The following is a 23068-nucleotide window of genomic DNA, read 5'->3' as shown; positions in this document are numbered from 1 at the left end:
CCTATTCTTTGTGATAATCATCATTCATCAAATGTGCTCAAATCCAGATGAATCTCTTGGTCACGCTCAAACTCATCCTCATTAAATTGAATGCTGACAATCCGTTCATCTTTATCGGAAGAAACCTTATAAAAAGCCAGACCTTCCTGTTCCTGTCCCTTTAAAAGCTCTTCATCGTTTGTCATCGCCAGTTCCTTCAGGTTCGCTGCCTCTGCATCCTCCGGAAACTCAGCTTGAACCAACTTGTTTTCCCCTTGCTTAAGCGTTGTCTTCTCGTACCAAAGCTCAGGTGTTACCACTGTATCGGCCTTATTCAATAATGTGAATCGCACAGCTAAATACTCCTGGTCTTCGACAGTGATTTTCCGATAACCTGTTACATCAAAACGAAGCTCTTCGTTTTCAGTAGACAAATCACTATTTTCTATCTCACTAGTGGATTCCTCAGTCTTAGTTGCTGCCTCACCGATTTCTTTTAAACTATCCGCAGATTCATTCAAAATTTCTACACGTTTTTCATAGTTTCGATCATCAGCAGAGTAATAATTGATTTGAACCATGCTATTTTCTGTTACAAGATAATAGAAATGAGCCCAGATACTTTCGTCCTTATAAATAGTATTGACTGTATATTTAAATGCAGGATAACCGTTCACTTCGTATTCCTTCATAAAAATGTCGTCGATATTTTTGTATCCGTGAACCTTCTGCAAATCTTCTCTCGTTTTTTCTCCAAATCCGTCAAGCTCAATGTCTTCTTTCGAAAAAGTCAAAATGTACATAAAGGAATCGCTTTTTTCATCCTCTGCACCAAAAACAGCATTCTCACCAAAATTATTTTTATAGACTGAAGCTTCCTGTGCTTTCCATGAATCCGGCAGCTTAAATTCAAATTGGCGTCCGGCTCCTTCGAATGTCGTTTTTTCATCTGCCAGCTTTGCTGAACAGCCGCTCAAGATAAAGAGCAGCAACACAATTATACGTAACCCATTTTTATTCATTTATCGTTCCTCACTCTTTTTCTTTTTTCGGGTGTCATACCAGATATATGCTTGAAACAGCACAAGACCGCTGACAAAAAGCAGGGCACCAATCTTGAATCCCTGTGGTAAAAACACAAATTTAATCTCATGCTCGCCGGCAGGTACATTAAGCGTTAGAAAGGCTTTCTTGAAGGTTGGCATCTCGACCTTCTTGCCATCGATATAAGCACTCCAGCCTGCATCGTACGGAATGGTAGTAAAAATCACCTGATCTTTTTCCAAATTGACCGTTGCAGTTGCCGTTCGTCCTGTTGTCTCAAAGCTTACGCCTTTTGCCTGAATCGCCTCAACAGCCGTTTCAAAATCCTCTGTGTCAATCAGTAATATATCCGGCTTATAGATTTTGACCATACCGGCACCAGTAAACGATGCCGTAACTTGTACAGTTGTTCCTTCTTCGTAATAGCCCAGATTATAATACTGACCCATGGAAACTATTTTGGATTCTCTGGTTACCCCATTGACTGTTGTTTCAACACTGCTCTCAAACATATAGCTCACATCTGTCGGATATAAGCTAATATAGGCTTGTTGCTTCGCCGGTACATAAACGGACCACGTCACTGTTTGCGGCTTCGTCGGGCTGATTTCGGTATAGGTCTGTTCTCTTCCTTCTGTAATAACCGTCGCATTCTCCAAAGCAACCTGCCTTGGCTCAATTATTTCTATCCCTATATCCTCTACTCCTGATAAATGGGTAAATAAATCTACTTGATTTTTTACAGCATCCGTTCCAAAAATCTCTTCATCTGTCAACACCCCCAGAGGCAGTGCGTATTGATTTTCGTATAAGCTGTATTCTCCGCTTTCCGAGGTTTTTTCAAACCCAAACTTCATAGGGTCTTCTTTTGATAGGTTATATTTAATCCCCAACAAGGCATCCATAAAAAGTGTATTGTTCTCATAATTAATTGTCAGGTTGGTTCCAAGCGAACGATACCCTAAGCCATTCAAATAGGCCGAGGAGTGCCGATTCCTAATAGAAGAAAACATTGTCACGCCGCTGTACCCATAATTGAAGCTGTCATTGTGAGTAATACGGTCAAGGTTTTCCAAACGATACAACGAATCGTTTTCAGCTTTTGTTTTCTCTACCAAATGTTCTATATCCGAATAAGACTCAGTATAATATTCTCGTTTAGGGTACCCCCAGTCCGAATGTATTCCTGTAACCATCCCTTTTGTATTAAAGAAGACTTCGATAAGCATTAGTGCGAGTAAAAGTAGCGGAGCAACTTTCTCCAAGCGTCCTTTTGTCTTATAGACGGAAATAAAAATCAGATAGGCAATCAATAAGCCAATCGTTATATACAGCATCTCGTTTGTGATATAGTTGTATCTTTTCGGATTCGAAAAGAGAATAGCCGCAATGAACAAGCCGCCTAGCAACAAGCAAATATTGAATAGCTTATTTCGATCTTCCTTTTCATAAACTTCAAAACCAGAACAGCCCAGATAAATGACCAAAAAAGAGGCAAGAAAGCTGAATCGGAATAAGAACATGTTTGGAGCATGAAGGCCGTGCCAGAATAGGTTGAGAGGTTCAATATAGACACTGGCTACGACCAGCAACAGCAGCCCGCCATATCCAAGCTTGCTTCTTAAAGAAACTTTTCCAGATGCAAAATAGAAGCAGCAAAAAATCAAAGGAATCAAGCCAATATAAATAAAAGGGGCAGATTCATATTTACTGGTGTCATATGCTGCAACCATGTTTTTCACAACAAAATCCCAGATACCCGTATCTTTTGTAAAAAAAGTTCGAACAGTTTCTAATGATTCACCGTTATTCTTTAAATCCATAATAGTTGGCAGAATCGTTACCATTGACGCTCCGCCGGCAGAAAACGCCGCAACCAGATACCCGCGAATACTTTGCTTGTACTGCTTCCAATCAATCAATAGATGGACAACATAAAACAAGAAAGAGAACACCCCAACAATAAATGCCATATAGAAGTTAGACAAAAAAAGCAGCAGGTAGCTCCAAAACAACACCTGAGGACTCTTTCCCTTTAATAACCGATTGATGCCCAAAATAATCCAAGGCAGATACACAAATGCATCCAACCACATAATAACTGGCGAATAGGCAACAGTGTACCCCATCAGCGCATATGCTACACTGAAGGAAATATATTGCCACGGAGACATCCGCTTAAATGTCTGGGAAGCAAAAACACAAAACGAGAAACCAATCGCACCAAATTTCACCAAGGTAATCACATAAAGAGCATCTGGCATCGCACTGTTCTCAAAAAAGAAAACCAGCGGCGTGAATAGACTATTGAGGTAGTAAGCAGAAAATGACCAATAGTTTAGCCCCAGCGATCCATACCATGTATAAAAGATATTCTGTTCACCATGCAGCACATTGTTAAAGCTCGCATGAAAATTGGAATACTGAGAAAAGCTGTCGCTGGCAAGTATGGTGTATTCACTACCAAAATAGATGCCATTCATGGCATACACAATCGCTAAAATCATTATTGGCAGTATAAAGCTTGCAAGCAAAGCAATGTAATTCTTTTTAATGTAGCTGCCTATCTTATTTTTCATATATTCCTCACATTCATTTGCATTAATTTACATTTCCTATACTAGAAAACGGATAGTAACGAAACATTACGGTTCCTTCTATTTGCTCCGATTTGATGAGTCCTAAATGCCGACTATCTGTTGAATGAGTCCGATTATCTCCCAAAACAAAATAGCAGTCAGCCGGGATAACATCCAAGTGTTCCAAGTCATTCCAGACGTTTTCTGTAATCGTCACCTTCAATGTGCCATCAGGTAATTCTTTCGCAGGAATCGTCTCATTTGGCTTACCGTCTTTCATCTGATAATTGATAAATAGAGCATTCCCTTCCACCCAGATTTGATCTCCCGGCATTCCTACTACACGTTTGATATACGATTCATCCGGCTGATTCTCCGGTACAAAAGTAATCAACTCATACCGTTTCAACTGATCCGTTCTCCAAATAGCTACGCGATCACCGTTATGCAATGTCGGCTTCATCGAATCACCATCAATTCGATGGGTTCGAATCTTCAAGAAAAATAGAAGCGCCAAGCCGACAATACAAATAAAGAAGAAAGCAGAAATAAGGAACTCTTTCTGCTTTGCTAAAGATTGTTTTTTCAAACGGAATTCAATTAATTTCTTTCTTTTCATTATCCAGTCTGTCCTTATCTCTAGTAATCCCGCAAAGCTGAGCGAGATATAGTGTCATTTCTTTGAGCAACTAAAAAACGGTCATTGTATGGAACGGGAAAAGGCGAAGCTTTACAACACCGACAACATCCTTCTCCGAGACAAAACCAAAGTGACGGCTGTCCAGTGCATACGGACGATTATCTCCCAGTACAAAATAGCTTTTTTCAGGAACCTGATTTTTCTTCGTTAATTCATTCAAAGTAAAATCCTCTGTAAATTGAACCTCTCCATTTTGTGCAATACCGGCAGTCAAATACCGTTCAACCTTTTCCGTTTCATTAATATAAAGCTGATCTTCTCTATATTCCAGACGATCTCCCGGCAGACCAATAACGCGCCTGATAAGAAGCTCATTGGTTCCAGCCTCTTTGATACAAATTAAATCAAAATGCTCGATCGTTTCTAATTTACTCACAAATAATTGATCCCGATCGTTTAACGTCGGAGTCATTGAATACCCCTGTGTCTGAACAATCCTAAAGGTGAAGAAATAGATGAGTAAAAACAGACCCAAAAATACACCCATTGTAAGACCAAGCTCCAGCATAAAGAGCTTCAGCCTTTTTTTCTTTTGTTTTTCAGTAGAGAAGCGCCTTTTATTCCGCTTCCCCTTCGCTATTTTCGACGGGGCATTCCGTTTCAAGGGCTTCTTTACTTTTTTCTTTGAGGATTGTCGATGCGGTCTTGCTGTTTTTACGCTCTTTTTCTTTCTCACAGAATGCTTTTTTTCATCTTCAGTAAAACGCAAGGGAACGCGGTTTCCTTGCGCTTTTAATGATTTTTTTTTCGTTCTATTCTTTTTATCGTTTTTCTTCATGCGTATCACTTCTTATGCCGAATCATTTTTTTTGCTGCAAAGCACTTTCGTTCACTTGATATTTCTTGAATACTTCCTGCTGACTTGCTTTTACTTTTTCGATATCCGACAAATAGTTTGTCATTTCCTCTTGATTTTCCAAAATTTCTCGTGCTTGCGCATTCAGGTTGATGCCCAAATTTTTTACCAAATTGAAATGTCGGTTGACCAATCTCTGCCCGTCAACAGCCATCCCTACATAAGCCATTTCAGTTCCGGCTCCCGCAAGCTGTTGAGATAAGTCACGAATATTCTTAGTTGTCTTTTCAATCGAGGCACCATTGTTATAAGATTCCAGCTGACCTTCAATTTCACCAATTAGATAATAACTTTTTGCTAATGCCGCTGAATTGGATGAACTTAGGCTTGTTAATTGATAGTATCGTGCATAGGATGCACTGCCGCCCAATAGTAAAGATAAAACAATCAATAATATACCGTTTCTTAAGCGTCTCTTTTTCGTCTGCTCCGTCTTCTTACAAATTCGTTGCCATCGTTTTCTCTTTTTCTTATTTTTGGGCCTTTTAGCCTTTAATTTTTTTAAGCTTCGTCTGGAAGCTGCGTTAAGAAAAAGAAATAGAATCCCTAATAAGAATAGAAGAATTCCCAATGATAGTAGACCTATGAAGGTCAAATCCAGTATACTCATATTCAAATTCATAGATTTTCCCTCATTTTCAAACTATTTTCTATTCCTTTTTTTAGAAGACTTACGTTTCCCTTTTTTCTTGCCTTTATTTTTAAGAATTATACGCACGACAACAAAAATAATTAGGATGACTACTAATGCGCCACCAACAAGAGCTACAATCGTTTTCCAATCAATGGTTCTTTCCTGCAGCAGCGATACATCCTGTCCATTGAATTTATCTGCTTCTTCATCGGTAATCGTAAAATTTTCCGTCCATTCCCAACGTTTGTCACCGGAGGTTACCAGAACATACGCCTTGTAGTCTCCCGGTTCCATTCGATCACCATTCATTGTTACCGGAAAGTTAATCAATGTATTAGGCGCCATCTCCATACCGGCTTTTTTAGTATCGTAGAGAACCTCATCTGAATCAGCTGGCATAATTTGAACATCTACTGTCATATCACGCATAAAATCAGCTACTGTATTTGAGAAATTGACAAAAACAGCATTGCGATAATTTGATAATCCTGCATAGACTTTATTCATTTCCAAATTGGGCTCTAATGGGTTTTCATTTTCTTGAAGTACCATACCAATCATGTATGCATACTCGTTGATGATTCCGCCTTGGCTCTTAGAATTGTCTACTTCCTGCTGCATTTGTATCCCACCAACAATCTGTCCATCATAGGAAGCTTCCGGCATTTTTATCGTCAGATAATAGGACACAAGTGATTGTGCCGGAATAGTAACCTTCTTTTCCCCAGTCACTATATCTGTAAACTTATATTTCAATGATTTGTCATCTTCTATGTCCGTTGGTCCGTATTCGATTACGCCATTCCCATTCGTTTTCGTCCCATTCAATGAGATGTTAATGGTCATTTCATGCGCTGAATCATTGATTAATTGCACCTCTACTGTCTGTTCCTGTCCCGGTGTCATCATTAAATCAAAGTAACCAACATTTTTGGTGTGTTGATTCTCCGGAAAAATAACTTGATAATTAAATCCGCCCAGCGGATCTTCTGTTCCGCTTTCAGTTGTTGCTGCTTCTTCTGCATATGTAGAGACACCCCAAATGAAACTTGTAACTATGTACAGAAGGAATAATGGCCATAAATAGTGTTTCTTTCTCTTCATCGTTCGGTTACCTTACTACCTTTCATATTTTCAACAAGAAGATTTACCGGTTCAAGCGAACCGGTAAATCCTTTTTAACCTGTGACTTATTTTACCTCTGCCAAAGTCCAAAGAACTTTAGCTGTATATTTTGTTTCATAAATTTGAGCTTTACCATCAATGTCCAGTCTTACCGCTTTATCAGCACTACCATTATCGTAAGTACCAAATGTAAGCTCATAGTTTCCGGCACCTCTATCCGCTTCATTGTTCACTACAAAGGGTTTTGATGTCCCATCAGCCACTGCCAATGCAACAGTTGCGCTAATTGTAGGGTTTTGCGGCTGTAAATGAGTTGGCTCAATTGATTTCAACTGCAAGTTCGTGAATGTCAAAATAGAACCTTCCAATGTTACTGGTGTACCATCTACATTACCTGTAAATTCTTGAGTCATTCTAGCACTCAACGAATATTTACGATTTAACGTTGAACGCTTGTCACGGAATTTAACAAAGTTTTCTACTTTGTATGCATCTGCGTTACCCTTGTTCGCTTCAAATGGTTCTGCAAAGTATTCACGTATTGCAATCGAACCAGCAACTACTTCATGAGAGCTGAAGTCCAATGGTGTTACAGCCATAATTCCGAAATCACCTGGATCTGTAACACCAGGAATGTTTGTGATTGTTGAATCAGTTGTACCAGGTTTAGTGATTGTTGTATCCGGTCCGCCATCTGTGTTACGTGTAAATTCGATGTACGCATCGCCACTGTGTTCAAGATTATCTACCGCTTTCGTATTTGGTGCTGCAATCGCAACTCCTGCTACTGCCAATAAAGCAGCTCCGCAAAGTTTGTTTGTCAATTTCATTTGTGTTTCCTCCTAATAAATGTGTATGATATTTATGGTAACTCGGCTAATATCCAAGTTATCACCGTTGAATAGGGTACCGGATCGACTGTTGTTCCTCGCGGTACAGTTAGTTTTATTGCGCTGTTTTCATGGACTTGCTGATTGTTAAATGACGCATCTAAAACAGGCGCGTCATCCTTCCCAACCTTAGGGGTCAAAGTTGATGCTTGACCGTTTGTGTGCCCTGGGGAGGCACCAAATGAAATACTCCAGGTTCCTGCTCCGCTGTCCTTTTCAGCTTTAGCTAATACATAGGTATCGCCAATGTTGTTCAAACGAATAACTTCGCTGGAGACAATGGGAGCACCTGTCGTAGAATTTGGTGTGCTGGTCCATGATTTATCAAAGGACAATACGGCTCCATTTAATGAACTGTTTGTCGTATTTGAATTTGTAAATTGACTTACCTGCCTTACTTGCAGCGTCCAGCCTTGAGCTGTTGCTGTTGTCCGATAATCAGAAACTTGAATAAAGTTTCCTCGCGGACTTGTGTCATCTAAAAACAGTTGTGCATTGACTGGATAGGCGATTTCTTCCTCCGAAATACGATTAGCGGAAAAATTAAGTTGAGGAACAAAATCAATCCTCAGCCTTCCTGATGTACTCGGACTTTCTCCGGGATTAACCGGATTTTCCGGGTTTTCCGGGTCTACGATATAATCGATCTCTGCTCCGTTTGTAAATTCAATGACTGCGTCTTGGTCGACTCCTTCTTCTGCTTGAACTGTCTTGCCACAGAAAAAGAGCAGGGAGGTTGAAAACAATACAACGGCTGGAAGCAGTTTTTTTATCTTCATTTATTCATTCCCCTCTCTCTTACTGTTGTCTTTTCGCTTCTTCCAGAAGAAGAAGAACAGAACAGCTGCAATAACAGCAACTCCACTGATAGACAGGCTCATCTTCACTAGCTCACCGGTTGAAGGCAATTTACCGCCAGCCGGCTTCTCAACTGTACTTGAATCCGTAGTTGATGATTGTGAAGTCGAAGAATCTGTTGTAGATGAATCTGTCGGGTCAGTTGAAGAAGATGCGATCGTTTCATCATAGAAACTGATAACACCGTTTGTTTGAACTGAACCGCCATTTCCATTTGCTGCAGCTCTTACCGGAAAAGAAGCAACTAAACTCAACACCAAGAAGAAGGAAGTAATCAGTAATACAGGTACTCTTTTTTTCATCTCTTTTCTTCCTCCATCCTATGGTGTGTTCGCTAACACATACTGCATTGTTGCTTTATACTTACCCATTTTATTGACTGCACCTGCTGGAAGCTCCAGCTTGAACCCTTTGCCTGAAGGAGTCCAAGTAGAACTCACATCATATTGCCCCTCGTGTGTTTCGGAAACAATATCTCGCAGCTCTTCTGTAATAATCACTTCTTCACTACCCGTGTTATAGCGGATTGCATCTGCCAATACATAAGCATTATCTGGATTTGCTTCATCAGGAAGCAATGGTGACAACAGCTTAACAGACAGTGTCCAGCCGTTTGCCATACTCCGATAATCCGAGACAATCAGCTTATCTTTGTTGTCTACATTATCCGCCGCAGTGTAGTTTTCATTGTCAATCAGACTTGGGTTGTCTACTTTTATCTCGTCTGTTACTGTAATTGACTGCTTGTTAAAATCCAAGCTTGGTACGGATTCTAACTTCAATTGACCGGTAAAGATGTATTTCACTGTTTTAGCTGTACGTTCAACAAGCACGGCTGTTTCATCACTTGGACGTCCTGTATCAAGTAACGTGAAACGCCCAGTATCAACAATTGTAGAAATCGCATTAGTTACACTAGACTCCAGAGTCAAGTTAACTGATGTAGCAACTTCTTTATTCGTCAATACAACTGGAGCTACCTCCTGTATGGCTGTTTCCACACCTTGCTTAGATACATAATAAAATTCCACCGTTATCGTACTGCTTGCTTTACTAAGGATGTATTTAACCTCTGATCCGCCTTCAACAAACTCTACAGCTGTTTCATTTGCAGGTCGGCCTCCTGGTACTGTGACATCATAGCCAGCAAGATACAGCGCATCCAGAACATCCGTTACACGATCTTCCCGTGTTAAATCTACCGTCTCTCCAATCACATCAGTGAGTGTAACCGGCGTGTAGCCGACAATATCAGTTCCGCTTGTATCAACAAATCGAACAGTCAAATCAGCACTTGCCTGTCCCAGAGTAACTGTAACAGGAACCGTTGTACTGACCCCTTGGTTGGTCGTCAAAATAACGTAGACGATTCTTTCTCCGGGAGTAGAAGTATCAGGCAATCGTGTTTCATCGACTTTGATCGTTTTTATTTCATCGAGTGGAAAATTTCCTGTATCAACAGAAATATTTTCAATCAATGTATCTTCGATTTCTTGTCGTGTTAGACTGCCAAAATCTGTTCCCACCGGATAGGTGACATTTTCTCTGGCATCTGCCGATGGAACACCGTCATATCTGACTTTTGCTTGAGATTGCCCATCAACAACATCAGCTGCCAATGTTCCTTCAAATTTAACAACACTTGCATTTGTAGGATCATTATACTTATAAGAAGTAGATGTTCTAATGCCGCCCTCTTCAAAAACCATATGACCGTTATCAGCATTGCTATCACCAGTTTGGTAGTTGTACAGTACCTTATCAAAGCTGAATTGATTATTCTTTTTAGCAACTACCTGAATATCATAAATTTGACCATTGAATGCATCAGACTTAGGATCTCTCGCTTCTAAAACTGCTTTGTTGTTCGTAATTGTTATATAGAAACGACCGCTGACATCCTCTGAACGTCCGAATTCGTACACTTTTATTGAATCAATCGAGTAGAAGTCCGGCACTTCAGTATTGACTATCACGCTGCTGTTTCTGTTTTCCACCTTGTTATCCATCACATTTTGCAGAATGGAGTAACGCAACTCTAAGTAGTCTGACTCTGTGTGCCCGGCTGAGTTTTTCTCACCAATAACAATCGGTGTGGCCGGAGCAATTCTCGCCAGAGATTCGTTGCTGTAAAGAACCCCCATCCGGTTATCTGTGTCACCACGGAAAACCATATTCGTTGCATAGTTATTTCCTGAATATAAATAGGTCAATCTGCTCTTTTCATCATTTACATTTTGTGTTTCTCCGTAAAGCTCCAACTCACCAGCTGTAGGTGTGTCCGTTTTATAGCCAATCCAACTATCCTGCTTTACATAGATGTTTCCAAAATCATTTTTAAATGGAACAGTTACAGACTTAAGACTATTAATATTGTTGTAGTTCCAACTTCCTTTAATCGAGATTTGTGTCCCTGACTGATCGTAAAACTCATAATGATATTCGGCAGTATCACCCTTTTTGTATCTGTCAGCAAATCCGGACAGTGCACTACTACTACTTCCCACCATAAAGTATGCTTCTTCCCAGGTACTGATACTTCCTGTTGGCAGCTGTGCAGAATTTTTTGCCTCTCCCGGATTCAAAGCGAAGAAGTTGAAATATGGCGACTCTTGAAAGCTCAGTGAATCAATAACTAATTTAACATCAATCTTTTTACCATTATAAAATCCGGCATTTCGAATCCAAACACCTTGATCAAGGCTGGAGCCTTTCGCAAATCTATAGATATTGGATTGAGAGCTGCGGTACTGTATCACTTCACTCGGATTGATTCCTTCATATGTAGTGTCATCCTGAATCTTCAGCATAAAGCCGTAATCTCCCGGAATTTCCACATCTGAACCGCTGTTACCAACCTTATTGACAGAAGAATTCGCTAATATATCTTCATATCCCAGAGACACAGGAGCCGCCGAAAGCGGCTCTTGTGTTCCAAAGTAATACATAAGATTAAAGGCAATGATGGAAGTCAAAGATAGAATAAACAGGTTTCGTTTTGATATTCTCCTTTTCAACTCATAACCTCCTCACTTTATGATTGAAAAAATTAGTTGACCCCTTGGCCAATTTGGATTTTTCCATAGTTTTCAAGCTTGATATCTTTTACGCCTTTACCAAATGTTGATAATGTTTGGCTGTTGCAAAGTTTACCAAAGCTGATAGAGAAGTTACCACCGTCAAATCCGTAATCTTGATCTTCCGGATAAACTGCACCACGTTGGTTCCAAGCAAGAATTTCACCTGTACCAAAACCATTGATTGTTGTGTTAGTTGAGTAGAATAATTTAGAATTTGCTTTGTTGTTTGTTACTTCAAAGTTCTTAGGATTTTCTAAGTTGATTGAAGCACCTTTGTATTCACTCTCGATAACACCTTTTGTACTGTTACCAGTAACAACTAATGAAGAGTTTTCATCTAAGTTTACTTCTGTGTTGTAATATTGCAGTTTCATTGCCGCATAGTTACCGCCGCCGCGACCGTTGAAGTTTGCAGAGCTTCCTTCTTCAAGGTTCAAGCTAGGATTTCCACTCTTATAATCTGCGCGTGGAATGAATTGGAATGCAACACCCGCTGCATCAACGTTCAATTCTGCTTTAGGCTTCAATGTTACTGTATCTACTTTGTCGTAGAATACTGGGTAGTAATAGTTCACTGTACTTTGAGGTCCAATTTTTACGTTTACTTTTGCATTTTCACCAATTGTTACTTCACCAGTTGCTTTACCATTAATCAAAGCACCATTGAAGTAGAAAGCTGAGAATTGAGAATGATCACGGTTTGCTGCAGTTCCTGTATAAACAGAATCAGCTGCAAATTCCAAATCATGTACCCAAGCATTTTCAGCTCTTGTATTGATTACGTTGTTACCTTCGAAGGTTAATTTTCCTTCGCTCAAATGAACAAAACGAGCACCATCATAGTTTACGTTTTGAGCAACAACATCCCAACCATAGCTTGAAGGACCGTTTCCGGATCCGCCTGTGAAGAAGCGGCCATCGCCACTGTCACCGATAATACGTGCATTTTTGATAGTTAGTGTGTTTCTACCTTTAGTGTTTTGTTTTCCATAAATTGAAAAGTGACCTGAGTTGATAATAACGCCCTGTCCTTTTCTTCCACGGATTTCAACATCACGGTTTGGAATATTTGTAATGTTTTTGTTGAATGAAATGCTAGAAGTCACGACGATTACATTGACATTTGAATCCTTCAGTGCCGCTTCAAACTCCCCAACTGTACCTACTTGAACCGTACTAGCCGCCGCTTCAACGCCTTGAGGTGCCAAGAATGGAACTCCTTCCACACCTAATGTTGCAACTGCACCAAGTGCAAATGTTGCAGCTAGCGTTAAAATTCCTTTTTTAAGAATGTTTGTCTTTTTCAAACTGTTCTCCTCCTAAATTTTTGTAAAGTGTTTTTTGCCTGAAACTTTAGGTATTTCCTCCCTCCTGGCTGTGTGTGTGAATTAGCCAGTTTCGCGGCAGATTTTGTAGTCTGATCGATACATCGTTCTACTCCTCCCTCCCCTATTAAATGACAAGCTTGTATCCCAAGGAACGGACATTTTTAATATATCTTGGTTCCTTTTCATCCTTTTCAATCTTTCTTCTTAAATGGAAAATCATATTGCTTACACGATACCTGCAAGGTTCACCGCTTTTCCAGACATTCTCGTAGATTTCTTCATACGTAACAGTTTCCTGAGCATGTCGATGCAAATACTGGATAACCATAAATTCCAGCTTTGTCAGCTCTACTTCTTTTCCGTCTTCTAAAACCACACTCAAATTTTTAGGAAGTAATTGAAAATCATGTGTCTCTTCCTTTTCAATCGCTGTTTTGCTCGGTAACGCTCTACCAGTATCTTTGCAGCGCTCCAGCGTGTTTCTTACAATCAAGCTGAACTCATCGAAGTCATCCGAACTATCTGCCACTCCGTTTGCCCCAAGCTGTAAATAAACAAGTCGAATTGATTTTGGAACAATTACCTCAGGGGACAATACCCAAACTAGTAAATCAGAACGTTCTTTAAGCTTCATCAGCAAGCTGCACACCCAATTAATATTTGAATCTGTTTCTTCCAGTACAAGCCCATCTAGCGAAGAATAATCAAATAACTCATCTTCTCCGATTTCATGGAAATTGTATAATTGATCATCCAAAAAACGATCAATATATTCACTTTTTTGATTTTTTGAAACCAAATAGCCAATGTGATACATCCTATCTCCTCCTTAACCTCATCACTTCAGCATTGCCTACAAGAGTTTTGACTCCACAAAAAGACCCTTTATAGGTTATACTCTAAATAAGTCAGCGGATAACAACAGTCATATTGTGCTTATTTGGCGGTCAGCATATATGAGTTTTACACGGATGAAGAATTTGTTGCTTGTACTTGTATACTATTCTTTTGCATTTTTCTTATATGAAACGAGTATAGGAAAAATGCCAACCAACTCTGCTTTAATAACAACCTGATAGTTATCTGACCATTTTTTGACGACGTAAACGAAATAGACAGCAGTCAATAAACAAAACCCGACGCTTTCCTTTTATACATAAAAAAACCAAGCTCAGCGACAAATGCTGAGCTTGGTTTTTAATTAGTTACTATTCAATTGGCTGTCAATAAGGGTAATGGCTTCCAAACGATTCTCCCACATAGAATCTGCATAAACATCAAGGGTCATTTTTGTCGAGGAGTGCCCCAACAGCTTGCTGATTGTTACGATATCAATCCCCTGCTCGATACAGCGTGTAGCAAATGTGTGCCGCAGCATATGGAAATGGATATGATCCAACCCGGTATTTTTCAAGGTCTTTTTAAAACGATAGTTGATTAGTCGTGGTTCAGCAAAATGTTCTCGGCAGGATATCACATAATCAGATACGGCTGCCGCTTTTTTACTTAATAGATACTCTTTCAAATTCCCGGCAATTGGAATCATTCTTTTGGAGGATTTGGTCTTTGGCAAATCAATAACTATCTGTGTTTTCCCTCTTTTGTCATCAAGAGTCGTACGATACAAGGTTCTATTAACCGCTATTCGCCCATTTTTGAAATCAATATCCGACCATTTCAAGCCGCTGATTTCCCCGATTCTCATCCCCGTATAAAGGGCCACTATGATTGGGGAACAGGTTGGTTCCTGTAGTGCAGCCTGCTCTATTCGTTTTTGTTCCTCCTTTGTCAACGCTCTGACATCATCTACATCGCTTTTCTTGATGGCGATATTCTGACAGGGATTTTTCAATAGGTGATTGTCGACCACGGCTTGATTCAACGCACTTTTCAATACGGTAATAATTGAACGAATCGAAGAGCTGGAAATCTGTTTGTCTCCTAAATGTGTGACAAATGCCTGAATTTGGTTCGGCTTTAAATCAATCAGCTTGATTTGACCAAGAAATGGCAGGATATATTTTCTTATCCTAAGCTGATAGCTTGAGTAGGTCGAAACCTTGATTCTGCTCCTCATAGGTCCATTTAGCCAAAACCAAAGCCACTGCTCCAAGGTTCCCTCATAGATTTTCAAACTTCCATAGCTGGCAATATACTGTACTTTCAGCTCAGCGAGCCTTTGTTTAACCGCTGTATATTTGCGCCCATACACATAACCATAAACAATTTTTCCTTGTTCATCTCTTGCTTTGATGTATCTGCCTTCCCAACGACCGTCTTTTCTTTTATAAATGTTTTCTCCTCTTCTGCTCATAAAATAACATCCTCTCCGAAAAAAAATGACGGCTTATCTGACGGCTTAAAAATATATGTAATTATTCTGTGTTATTTTCATCCTATTGTTGAATTTATTGCCATTTCACCCAAAAAGAAAAATAATTTTATCATTAATACGATAAAAATATCGAAAAAATTCTTTTTTTGGTGTAGACTATTTCTAATTAATACGTTAAAATGAATAAAGAATTGAATAAACGAGCGGATACAACAATCTATTTTTCACATTTTTTCCTATACTCGTTTCATATAAGAAAAAATAATTTATATAAAGAGAATAATCATCATAAAATTAATAATATAACAGAAATTATTATATGTCCATATAATTTATCTTATTTTTTTAATATCAAAAAAAGCAAAAAGACTAGCTAATATTTTTTAGCTAGTCTTTTTGTTTTAATAACATTTCATTTTCCTAATAGAGATTTCATAGAGGAGACCCTAAGGATAACATAGCCATTCTGTATCCCACCTTTGGTACTTCTGCTAATGTTTCTACTATTAATATAGTAGAAACAAGAACTCCATTCATTGCTGTTCTTTTTAATCGCCTTCGCACTCTTTTACTAGGTAAGGCTTTTCAGCTTATACACTTTTCTCGGTCTGCCCTTTACCGGCTTTGTCTCAAAGCCTATCTCTGTAAAAAACTTTCCATGGGTTTTACGAAAATTGCTATTATCCAATTCATCCAGCTCTACACCTAAAAACTTACTATAAACCTTTCTTGCTTCAGTCAGAGTAAATGTCGTTCCTAAAATCTGTAAAACTGTCGGTATGTAATCCAAACGATTCTTGATCCGATGAACTGCTTCACAAATAATTTCTTTGTGGTCAAATGCTAACTCTTCCAATGGAATTTCTTCTCCTTTAAAAAAGAGATGAGGTATTCCTTCTCTATCTGCTCTCAACGTGACCCAATGTGCCTCTCTTGCGTCATCTCCTGCAGTAACCTTCACAGCCTGCATATCAGGTAAGTAGGTCAAATGGGCTACGGTAATTGTCCAGGCTCTTGGATCTCGATTAGGTGTGGCAATCGTCTTCAATTGTTCTACATAGCTTTCATCTAAAGTAATGCCGACCTCTTCCTGAACCTCTCTTAATACAGCCTCTGTTGTGTCCTCCTTCTTATCGACAAACCCTCCCGGAAGGGCATAATGATCTCGGAAGGGGTTGGCCTTACGCTTGATCAGCAGCAGCTTGACCTCTTCCTCATCCCAGCCAAGAATCACATTATCAACAGTTACAGAAGGCTTTTCATATTTCGGAAGGTCTTGCTTTTGATACCACTTCAAGAATTCTTCCTGACTTGCTTCTTGCTCATAATACTTTTTTTCTTCCGCATATTCTTTGAATTTCATCTTATCCACTCACTTTTAGTTCATTTTAACTGCTTATTAATTTAAGCTTATGCTACCAGACTTCTGAGGTCAATCTATTTTGCTAAGTATTTTTTAGGTAATCTAGCAAGATGGAAAATATTGTAAAAAAAGTTTTTTCCTTCCGCTACTTTTCTTTATTATTCAGAAACTGACCGAGCTCATTTAGCTTTTACTTTTATCTAGCTTTACGAGCTAGTTTCCTCAATAATAAGTCTAAACGGCATTGAGGAAGAACACTCCTCTTCTACCGCTTCTCCTTATTATTCGGAACCTGACCGAGCTCGTTCAGCTTTTACTTTTATCCAGCTTTACGAGCTAGTTTCCTCAATAATAAGTCTAAACGGCATTGAGGAAGAACACTCCTCTTCTACCGCTTCTCCTTATTATTCAGAAACTGACCGAGCTCGTTCAGCTTTTACTTTTATCCAGCTTTACGAGCTAGTTTCCTCAATAATAAGTCTAAACGGCATTGAGGAAGAACACTCCTCTTCTGCCGCTTTTCCTTATTATTCAGAAACTGACCGAGCTCGTTCAGCTTTTAATGCTCCAACGAATATATCCTACAATCGAGTTAATTAGAAATACCCAATACATGACGACCATTTCCAGACTGGCTCCCCACCACAAATAGATGCTGAATACATTCGTAGCAATCCAAAATAGCCATTGTGCTGAAAAGGAACCATTCATCAGCCACTGTCCAACGTAATTTGTTCCGTCGGTTACAGAATCTCGGAAGGGACGGTTTGCCCCAATGCTGCGATAAATCAGTCCGAATATGCCCCAGATACAAATCATACCGATAACCGCCTTTACCCAGCCTGCAAAAGAAAGCTTCTTAGGCTTCACATAGACCAGCTCATCTTTATCATCTTCTTTTTTATCTAAATTTAGAAGCCATAGATAGGTTCCTGTAAATTGCATCAGGAAAAAATAGATAGATGTCAACACTTCGCCATAAAAACCGCTAATAACACTTAAATAAAGATAAATGACAACATTGATCAGACCAAAAAAGTAATTGCTGATTTTTCCCTTTGTCACGAAAATCACATTGATAATTCCTGTTGCGCCGGCAATCATTCCTAAAAAACTATCCGGCTGTTTGATGTAGACACCAATCTGAATCCCAACTAATACCAATAAATAAACTACTTCCAACGGTTTCCAGCCTAAGAAAATATCTTTGATTAACGCGGCTAGAAGACCCTTCATGCCAAGTGCTTTCGCCTGTGCTGTAAGCATCGAAAGATTACTCACTATGTCCTTCCCTCTGTTTTTCCAATAGCTTCCCTGTAATCTTTCCATTGCCCAATATTTAATCCCTTTCACTGCTTCCATTCTGTCCACTCCTTCTCATTTATAAAAAACAAATTATTCTTGTTAGTTACCAAACAGTTATATCCAATATCTCTGCAATTTTATCCTGAGCCAGCTGATACCTGCTATAAAAGCCTTGAGGGTCAGCTGAAGTCATTTCTGTTTCCAATAAGACAACCTTATCTCCCAATCCGGCTTCTTCAAACAGCCGGAGCAGATGTTCGTGAAAGGCCCAACGAATATTCTCTTCTGCCATTGTCATGTCTCGAAAATGATCGTCGACATATTTCGTCACAGGTGGAACGATAAAAATAATATCCCATTTTTCCTGCTGCACCGTTGCTGCATATTGCCGATTTAGTGCCTCGAATTCCTCTTTTTGAACCAGTGTTTTTTCCTTACTTTGTGCTTCCTGTTCATCAGCTGTTAGGTACCAATCCATATAAGCCTTAGTAACTGTACTGTTTGTATCTGCAAATACAAGTCCGTTATTGGCTGTTCCTTCAATTTCATTCGAAGTCTGACGATACTGATTAGCCAATAAATATACATAATCCTTTGCATTCAGCTCTTCATCAAGTACATTGTACTTTTGCTGATAATGCCGAGCATATTCCAATGAAAAAGGACTTCCATAGCTTCTTGCCAAATCCTTAACTAACGTTGTTTTCCCTCCTGATGCTGAACCCGCAATTAGAATATTTTTGCTAAAGTGTCTTCTAAATGGACGGGCAATTTTCTGCCAGTATTTCAAAGGATTTTCTCGGATAAGTGTTGCTGAAATTGGCAGCAGCTGTCGATCAATTAGCACAACCTTCCACGTAGGACGCAGTTCATTAAGCTTCTCGACATACTCTTTTTCCCCGACAAAAATGGTAATTGTCATTTCGCTTGCTTCACAGTTTTTACTAATCACTGTTTCCAGCATTTCAAGCCATGGCAGCCAGCCTTGTGGATAACGGGGAATTGCTGTCTCGTCAATTTTATCGACAGCTATCAGTTCATCTTCTTTAAAAGTTTCTCTGGTGTAGCGAAATCTCTTTTCCAGACTTAGACCAATCTGATCTCCTCGATCTCCGTCATAGCCGCTAACTGCCAGAATCACACCATCACATAATCGTTTTGCCTGATGTACTGCTGAAATATGGCCAATATGCATGGGTGCCCACGTCCCAAAAAATACACCTATATTTGTTCCTGTTAATTTATTCCTCATTTTCGCCACTCCTTTTTAGGTAAAATTTACCTTTAATTATTTAAAAGAAAAAACCAATGAAGACTATCAAATCTTTTTTCAGTTTATTTTAGGTATTTTTTACCTTTAACTTGAATTTATTGTATCACTGATTTTTTGGCTTGTAAAGCTTTTTTAGAATTTTATTTCTGTAAAAAAATAAATAGCAGAGAAAAAAAGAAGGATGTGTTCTTCCACTCCTTCTTTTCATGCTCTGTCTACTTAGCCCTTTTCGGTATTCACCACACGTTATTCTCGGTCTTTCAATGCACCCAAAACATCTACTTTTCCAATTTTATAATGCATTAGGATAAGAAGAATACAAAAAACAACGACTAAAGTAACGGAGGATTGCAGAAAAATCTGCCAATATATCGGCTCCGGAAATTTTAAAAATTCAAGCTCAAGCTGCTTCATGATAAGCTGATAGATAGGCACACCAACGCCATAACCGATTAACATCGATAAAACTCCCAAAATAATCATTTCTCTAAAAATGTAGAATGTTCGTTTAAGTGGTCGATAGCCCATTGCATAAACAACAGATAATTCCTGCTTTCGTTCCAGAATATTAATATAGGATAGATTGTAAATAACCACTATCCCCAAAACGATTGCAGCAATAATAACGATAGCAATTAATCGATCAAGCTGAGCGGTCAGCTCCGTCATTTGTTCACTCATTTGATCCACTGTTGTAAGTGATGTTAATGCTTTCTCTTCAAGAATTTTTACTTTATCCTCTGTTGTAAGCCGATCATACCTAATCAGCTCCATGTTTGGCAAAAGCTCTTCGCTAATTTGATTTTTATAGATTTCTGTACCCAAATAAAGATAATGCAAATAATAATTATCGGCGATATGAGTGATGGTTACCTCAACATCTTCGTTTGCAGAATTTTTAATTTTCAAACGATCATTGACCGTTATGTTCAAGAGCTGAGCCAGTTTTTCAGTAACAACAGCATCCTTTGGACTAATGGTTATCGGCTGCTTCGTTATACTGTCTGTTAGCTTAATATACTCAGACAACTGATTTTTTTTGCTTTCAGAGATGGGAACAATCGTATTTATTTGGACACTTTTTCCATTTTTCAAACTCGTTTCCCATTTTTCTTGAATAGTTCCAAGCGTCTGCAGCTCTTTAGATTGTGTGAGCTGTCGGTAACTAGACTTCTCTTCCGCATTAGCATTTGTATGAAAAACAGTAATCATATCATAGTTTAGAACTTTATCGAATTGCTGTTCCTGTAAAAGGGAGACTGCTTCTCTTGCGCCATAACCGGTAACCAATAACACCATACATCCTGTAATTCCAATAGAAAGCAGCAACATCTGCATTTTATACCTGAAAATATTTCGTAACCCCATTTTCGCTGAAAAAGAACACCGATTCCAAAAAAAAGGAAGCTTTTCTAAAAAAATTGCTTTTCCGCTAACCGGGGGCTTTCTCCGCATTAAATGAAGCGGCGGACTTTTCAGTGTGTTTCGATAAAAGAAGTACGGAATAATGACTATTGACAATAGACTGGCAATCCCTGCAATCGTTACTAGCGGCCAATATATAATTAAGTCATACTCTTTAAAAATATATAAGGGGGAATAAAGTCTGATTAGCAGAGTCGGAAAAAGAAAACAGCCAATTAATAGCCCGATAGCAAAGCCGGCACTGCCTGACAACAAACTATAGGTACTGTATTTTCTGATAATTAGATGTGACTTTACTCCTAACGCTTTTAATGTTCCTATCTGTTTGCGTTCTTGGTCAATCATACGAGTAATAATCGACACTGTAATCAGACAAGCGACAAAATAGAAAATGATTGGCAAAATATTTCCTAAAGCATCTAAGCATTGGATATTTTCCTTGAAACTACTAAACGTTACAGTCTCATCAATTCCTTGTAAATCAAAGGTTGGTTCTCTATAAGCGTTTCGAACATCAGCCAGCTCTTTTTCTTTTTCTTCAAGCTGAGACTTGGCCTCCAAGCCTTTATTGCGCTCTGCAGTTAATTCAGCGATGATATCATTCGTTGGTTGTTGAATCGAATCAGCGGGCAGCTGTGACATGTCACTTGGAAGATTCGCCATAGAAATGGTTGCCTCTTTGATTTGACCGTCCAGTTGACTAATCAGCGCCTCAACATCTTTCCTTTCTGATTCTAGCTGTGCTTCCTTCTCGGATAGCTCCTCTTCAAAACTTTGTTTCATTTCTTCCTGCTGTTCAAGCCTCATTTCGTGAAGCATCAGCTTTGCTTCAGCCAGCTGATTTGAATAGCTTTCACTAAATCGATCCTTATTACGAAATTCCTCGGTTAGTTGAATATCTAATACATTATATCCTTGCTCAGAAAAAGAAGAAGAAAGAACGGCGCCAAAAAGAGTGAGCTCACCATTTCCAATAGTCGTAATTCCTCGATTATTCTTGCTGATAAACCGATAGGAGTTGGCAAAACCAACAACCTTGAATGCTGAGTCCTTAAAAATTTTCTGCTCCTCATTCGGTGCTCCACCAACAGTTACAAACTCATCTAAGGCAAAATACTCTTGTGCTTTCTCATCTAAAAGAATCTCGTTTGCAGCTTTAGGCTCTCTTCCCTTAATAAGCTCATATTGCCCATCCTCAAATGTGTCCATCTCTATTGTAAGTCCGCTAGGCTCAATGATTTGATGAACCATTTGCTTAAGCTCAACCTTTGCTACGATATCTAATTTCTGAAATGCTTCTGCTTGATCTTCTGTGATGCCGTCAGCAGAAATCATGCGTGCATCATAATAATGAAATCTGTCAAAATAGCTGCTTCCTGTTGCTAAGATATTCGGTGCCGCTGATTTCAACCCAATAAAAAAAGAAGTGCCTAAAGCAATCAACGCAGCAATCGATACAAAACGCATAAATGAATACTTAATTTCCCTTAATAAATCTTTTCTCAGTATTTGCTTCATGTTACCTACTCACCATTCCAGCGAAGAAACAAACGTTGGTTTTTCATTTTTGGTTTCCTTCTGTACTCTTCCATCTGAAATTTCGAACACTCGATTAGCCATAGGTATTAGCCCTCTATTATGGGTAACCATTAAAATGGTCATTCCATTGTCTACGGAAAGCTGTTGAAGCAAAGCTAAAACATCCTTTCCAGTTTGCTGATCCAACGCTCCTGTTGGTTCATCACACAATAAAATATCTGGTTTTTTAACAATGGCTCGAGCAATCGACACTCTTTGCTGCTCTCCCCCGGAAAGCTGGCTTGGAAAGCTGTTTAGCCGATGCTCCAGCCCAACAATTTTCAATATTTGCTTTGTATCATGGCTGTTTTCTTTCATCCTAGCAGCTAATTCAACATTTTCCTTTACTGTCAGATTGGGAATTAAGTTATAGAATTGAAAAACAAATCCCACCTGCTCTTTTCGAAAATCAGCCAGTTCATTTTCCGTATATCGACTCACATCATTTCCCCTGATTTTAACACTGCCGGAATCTGGTTTTTCTAAACCGCTGATAATATTTAAGATTGTTGATTTTCCCGCACCGGATTCACCAACAAAAAGCGCAAACTCTCCTTCCCTCACTGTCAAGCTCACATCATTACTTACTTTGATCTTCTTTTCCCCAGAAGAATAAGATTTTTCAACACTCGTCAATCTAATCATAATTATCCCTCACCCTAATGAAATCTATCGTTCCCATTTTTACAAAGAGCTTTTAACAACTCTAATAGAAA

Annotated in this window: 18 protein-coding genes; all 18 read right to left on the bottom strand. The window is 39.0% G+C overall.

Features of this window, described 5'->3' with window-relative positions; translation table 11 throughout:
- Positions 1-20: 20 nt before the first annotated feature.
- Positions 21-1001, bottom strand: coding sequence for a DUF5067 domain-containing protein (locus tag IW510_RS10880; protein ID WP_202059510.1), 981 nt, complete (start codon positions 999-1001; stop codon positions 21-23).
- Entirely contained in the window at positions 1002-3602 is a 2601-nt protein-coding gene (locus tag IW510_RS10875) for a YfhO family protein (protein ID WP_202059508.1), read from the bottom strand.
- 22 nt (positions 3603-3624) lie between these two features.
- Complete coding sequence (gene lepB, locus IW510_RS10870; RefSeq protein ID WP_202059506.1) at positions 3625-4221, bottom strand: signal peptidase I; 597 nt, start codon at positions 4219-4221, stop codon at positions 3625-3627.
- Between the two features lie 70 nt (positions 4222-4291).
- The gene (gene lepB, locus IW510_RS10865; protein ID WP_202059504.1) at positions 4292-5080 is read right to left on the bottom strand and encodes a signal peptidase I; all 789 of its coding nucleotides are present in this window, start codon (positions 5078-5080) and stop codon (positions 4292-4294) included.
- Between the two features lie 22 nt (positions 5081-5102).
- Positions 5103-5780 carry a hypothetical protein gene (locus IW510_RS10860; protein WP_202059502.1) on the bottom strand — a complete coding sequence of 226 codons (678 nt, stop codon included), beginning with the start codon at positions 5778-5780 and terminating at the stop codon, positions 5103-5105.
- Between the two features lie 21 nt (positions 5781-5801).
- Positions 5802-6896 (bottom strand): DUF916 and DUF3324 domain-containing protein, encoded by a 1095-nt coding sequence (locus IW510_RS10855; protein WP_202059500.1) that lies wholly within the window; start codon positions 6894-6896, stop codon positions 5802-5804.
- Positions 6897-6982: 86 nt separating this feature from the next.
- Positions 6983-7747, bottom strand: coding sequence for a WxL domain-containing protein (locus tag IW510_RS10850; RefSeq protein WP_202059498.1), 765 nt, complete (start codon positions 7745-7747; stop codon positions 6983-6985).
- Positions 7748-7779: 32 nt separating this feature from the next.
- Positions 7780-8586, bottom strand: coding sequence for a WxL domain-containing protein (locus IW510_RS10845; RefSeq protein ID WP_202059496.1), 807 nt, complete (start codon positions 8584-8586; stop codon positions 7780-7782).
- Positions 8587-8967: an LPXTG cell wall anchor domain-containing protein gene (locus tag IW510_RS10840; protein WP_202059494.1), complete on the bottom strand. Its 381-nt coding sequence runs from the start codon at positions 8965-8967 to the stop codon at positions 8587-8589.
- An 18-nt stretch (positions 8968-8985) separates the two neighbouring features.
- The gene (locus IW510_RS10835) at positions 8986-11682 is read right to left on the bottom strand and encodes a WxL domain-containing protein (protein WP_202059492.1); all 2697 of its coding nucleotides are present in this window, start codon (positions 11680-11682) and stop codon (positions 8986-8988) included.
- 32 nt (positions 11683-11714) lie between these two features.
- The gene (locus IW510_RS10830) at positions 11715-13052 is read right to left on the bottom strand and encodes a pectate lyase-like adhesive domain-containing protein (RefSeq protein ID WP_202059490.1); all 1338 of its coding nucleotides are present in this window, start codon (positions 13050-13052) and stop codon (positions 11715-11717) included.
- A gap of 145 nt (positions 13053-13197) precedes the next feature.
- Positions 13198-13890, bottom strand: a complete 693-nt coding sequence (locus IW510_RS10825; RefSeq protein ID WP_202059488.1) for a winged helix family transcriptional regulator — start codon at positions 13888-13890, stop codon at positions 13198-13200.
- Between the two features lie 384 nt (positions 13891-14274).
- Positions 14275-15387, bottom strand: a complete 1113-nt coding sequence (locus IW510_RS10820; protein ID WP_202059486.1) for a tyrosine-type recombinase/integrase — start codon at positions 15385-15387, stop codon at positions 14275-14277.
- Between the two features lie 592 nt (positions 15388-15979).
- Complete coding sequence (locus IW510_RS10815; RefSeq protein WP_202059484.1) at positions 15980-16771, bottom strand: NUDIX domain-containing protein; 792 nt, start codon at positions 16769-16771, stop codon at positions 15980-15982.
- 552 nt (positions 16772-17323) lie between these two features.
- The gene (gene pnuC / locus IW510_RS10810; protein WP_202059483.1) at positions 17324-18133 is read right to left on the bottom strand and encodes a nicotinamide riboside transporter PnuC; all 810 of its coding nucleotides are present in this window, start codon (positions 18131-18133) and stop codon (positions 17324-17326) included.
- 46 nt (positions 18134-18179) lie between these two features.
- The gene (locus tag IW510_RS10805; protein WP_202059481.1) at positions 18180-19328 is read right to left on the bottom strand and encodes an AAA family ATPase; all 1149 of its coding nucleotides are present in this window, start codon (positions 19326-19328) and stop codon (positions 18180-18182) included.
- A gap of 267 nt (positions 19329-19595) precedes the next feature.
- A complete protein-coding gene (locus tag IW510_RS10800) occupies positions 19596-22292 on the bottom strand; it encodes an ABC transporter permease (protein ID WP_202059478.1) in 2697 nt (898 codons plus the stop codon).
- Positions 22293-22301: 9 nt separating this feature from the next.
- Positions 22302-22997 carry an ABC transporter ATP-binding protein gene (locus tag IW510_RS10795; RefSeq protein WP_202059476.1) on the bottom strand — a complete coding sequence of 232 codons (696 nt, stop codon included), beginning with the start codon at positions 22995-22997 and terminating at the stop codon, positions 22302-22304.
- Positions 22998-23068 lie beyond the last annotated feature (71 nt).

It is taken from the genome of Enterococcus sp. BWR-S5 (assembly GCF_016745255.1).
Classification (GTDB): Bacteria; Bacillota; Bacilli; order Lactobacillales; family Enterococcaceae; genus Enterococcus_L.
This window is presented reverse-complemented; position numbering and strand designations above follow the sequence as displayed.

Bases quoted from the DNA above. Each gene is read 5' to 3' on its own strand.
- IW510_RS10795 (WP_202059476.1), bottom strand. From the start codon at position 22,997: ATGATTAGATTGACGAGTGTTGAAAAATCTTATTCTTCTGGGGAAAAG.
- IW510_RS10860 (WP_202059502.1), bottom strand. From the start codon at position 5,780: ATGAATTTGAATATGAGTATACTGGATTTGACCTTCATAGGTCTACTA.
- IW510_RS10825 (WP_202059488.1), bottom strand. From the start codon at position 13,890: ATGTATCACATTGGCTATTTGGTTTCAAAAAATCAAAAAAGTGAATAT.
- lepB (WP_202059504.1), bottom strand. From the start codon at position 5,080: ATGAAGAAAAACGATAAAAAGAATAGAACGAAAAAAAAATCATTAAAA.
- IW510_RS10805 (WP_202059481.1), bottom strand. From the start codon at position 19,328: ATGAGGAATAAATTAACAGGAACAAATATAGGTGTATTTTTTGGGACG.
- IW510_RS10850 (WP_202059498.1), bottom strand. From the start codon at position 7,747: ATGAAATTGACAAACAAACTTTGCGGAGCTGCTTTATTGGCAGTAGCA.
- IW510_RS10875 (WP_202059508.1), bottom strand. From the start codon at position 3,602: ATGAAAAATAAGATAGGCAGCTACATTAAAAAGAATTACATTGCTTTG.
- lepB (WP_202059506.1), bottom strand. From the start codon at position 4,221: ATGAAAAGAAAGAAATTAATTGAATTCCGTTTGAAAAAACAATCTTTA.
- IW510_RS10800 (WP_202059478.1), bottom strand. From the start codon at position 22,292: ATGAAGCAAATACTGAGAAAAGATTTATTAAGGGAAATTAAGTATTCA.
- IW510_RS10820 (WP_202059486.1), bottom strand. From the start codon at position 15,387: ATGAGCAGAAGAGGAGAAAACATTTATAAAAGAAAAGACGGTCGTTGG.
- IW510_RS10840 (WP_202059494.1), bottom strand. From the start codon at position 8,967: ATGAAAAAAAGAGTACCTGTATTACTGATTACTTCCTTCTTCTTGGTG.
- pnuC (WP_202059483.1), bottom strand. From the start codon at position 18,133: ATGGAAGCAGTGAAAGGGATTAAATATTGGGCAATGGAAAGATTACAG.
- IW510_RS10815 (WP_202059484.1), bottom strand. From the start codon at position 16,771: ATGAAATTCAAAGAATATGCGGAAGAAAAAAAGTATTATGAGCAAGAA.
- IW510_RS10880 (WP_202059510.1), bottom strand. From the start codon at position 1,001: ATGAATAAAAATGGGTTACGTATAATTGTGTTGCTGCTCTTTATCTTG.
- IW510_RS10845 (WP_202059496.1), bottom strand. From the start codon at position 8,586: ATGAAGATAAAAAAACTGCTTCCAGCCGTTGTATTGTTTTCAACCTCC.
- IW510_RS10855 (WP_202059500.1), bottom strand. From the start codon at position 6,896: ATGAAGAGAAAGAAACACTATTTATGGCCATTATTCCTTCTGTACATA.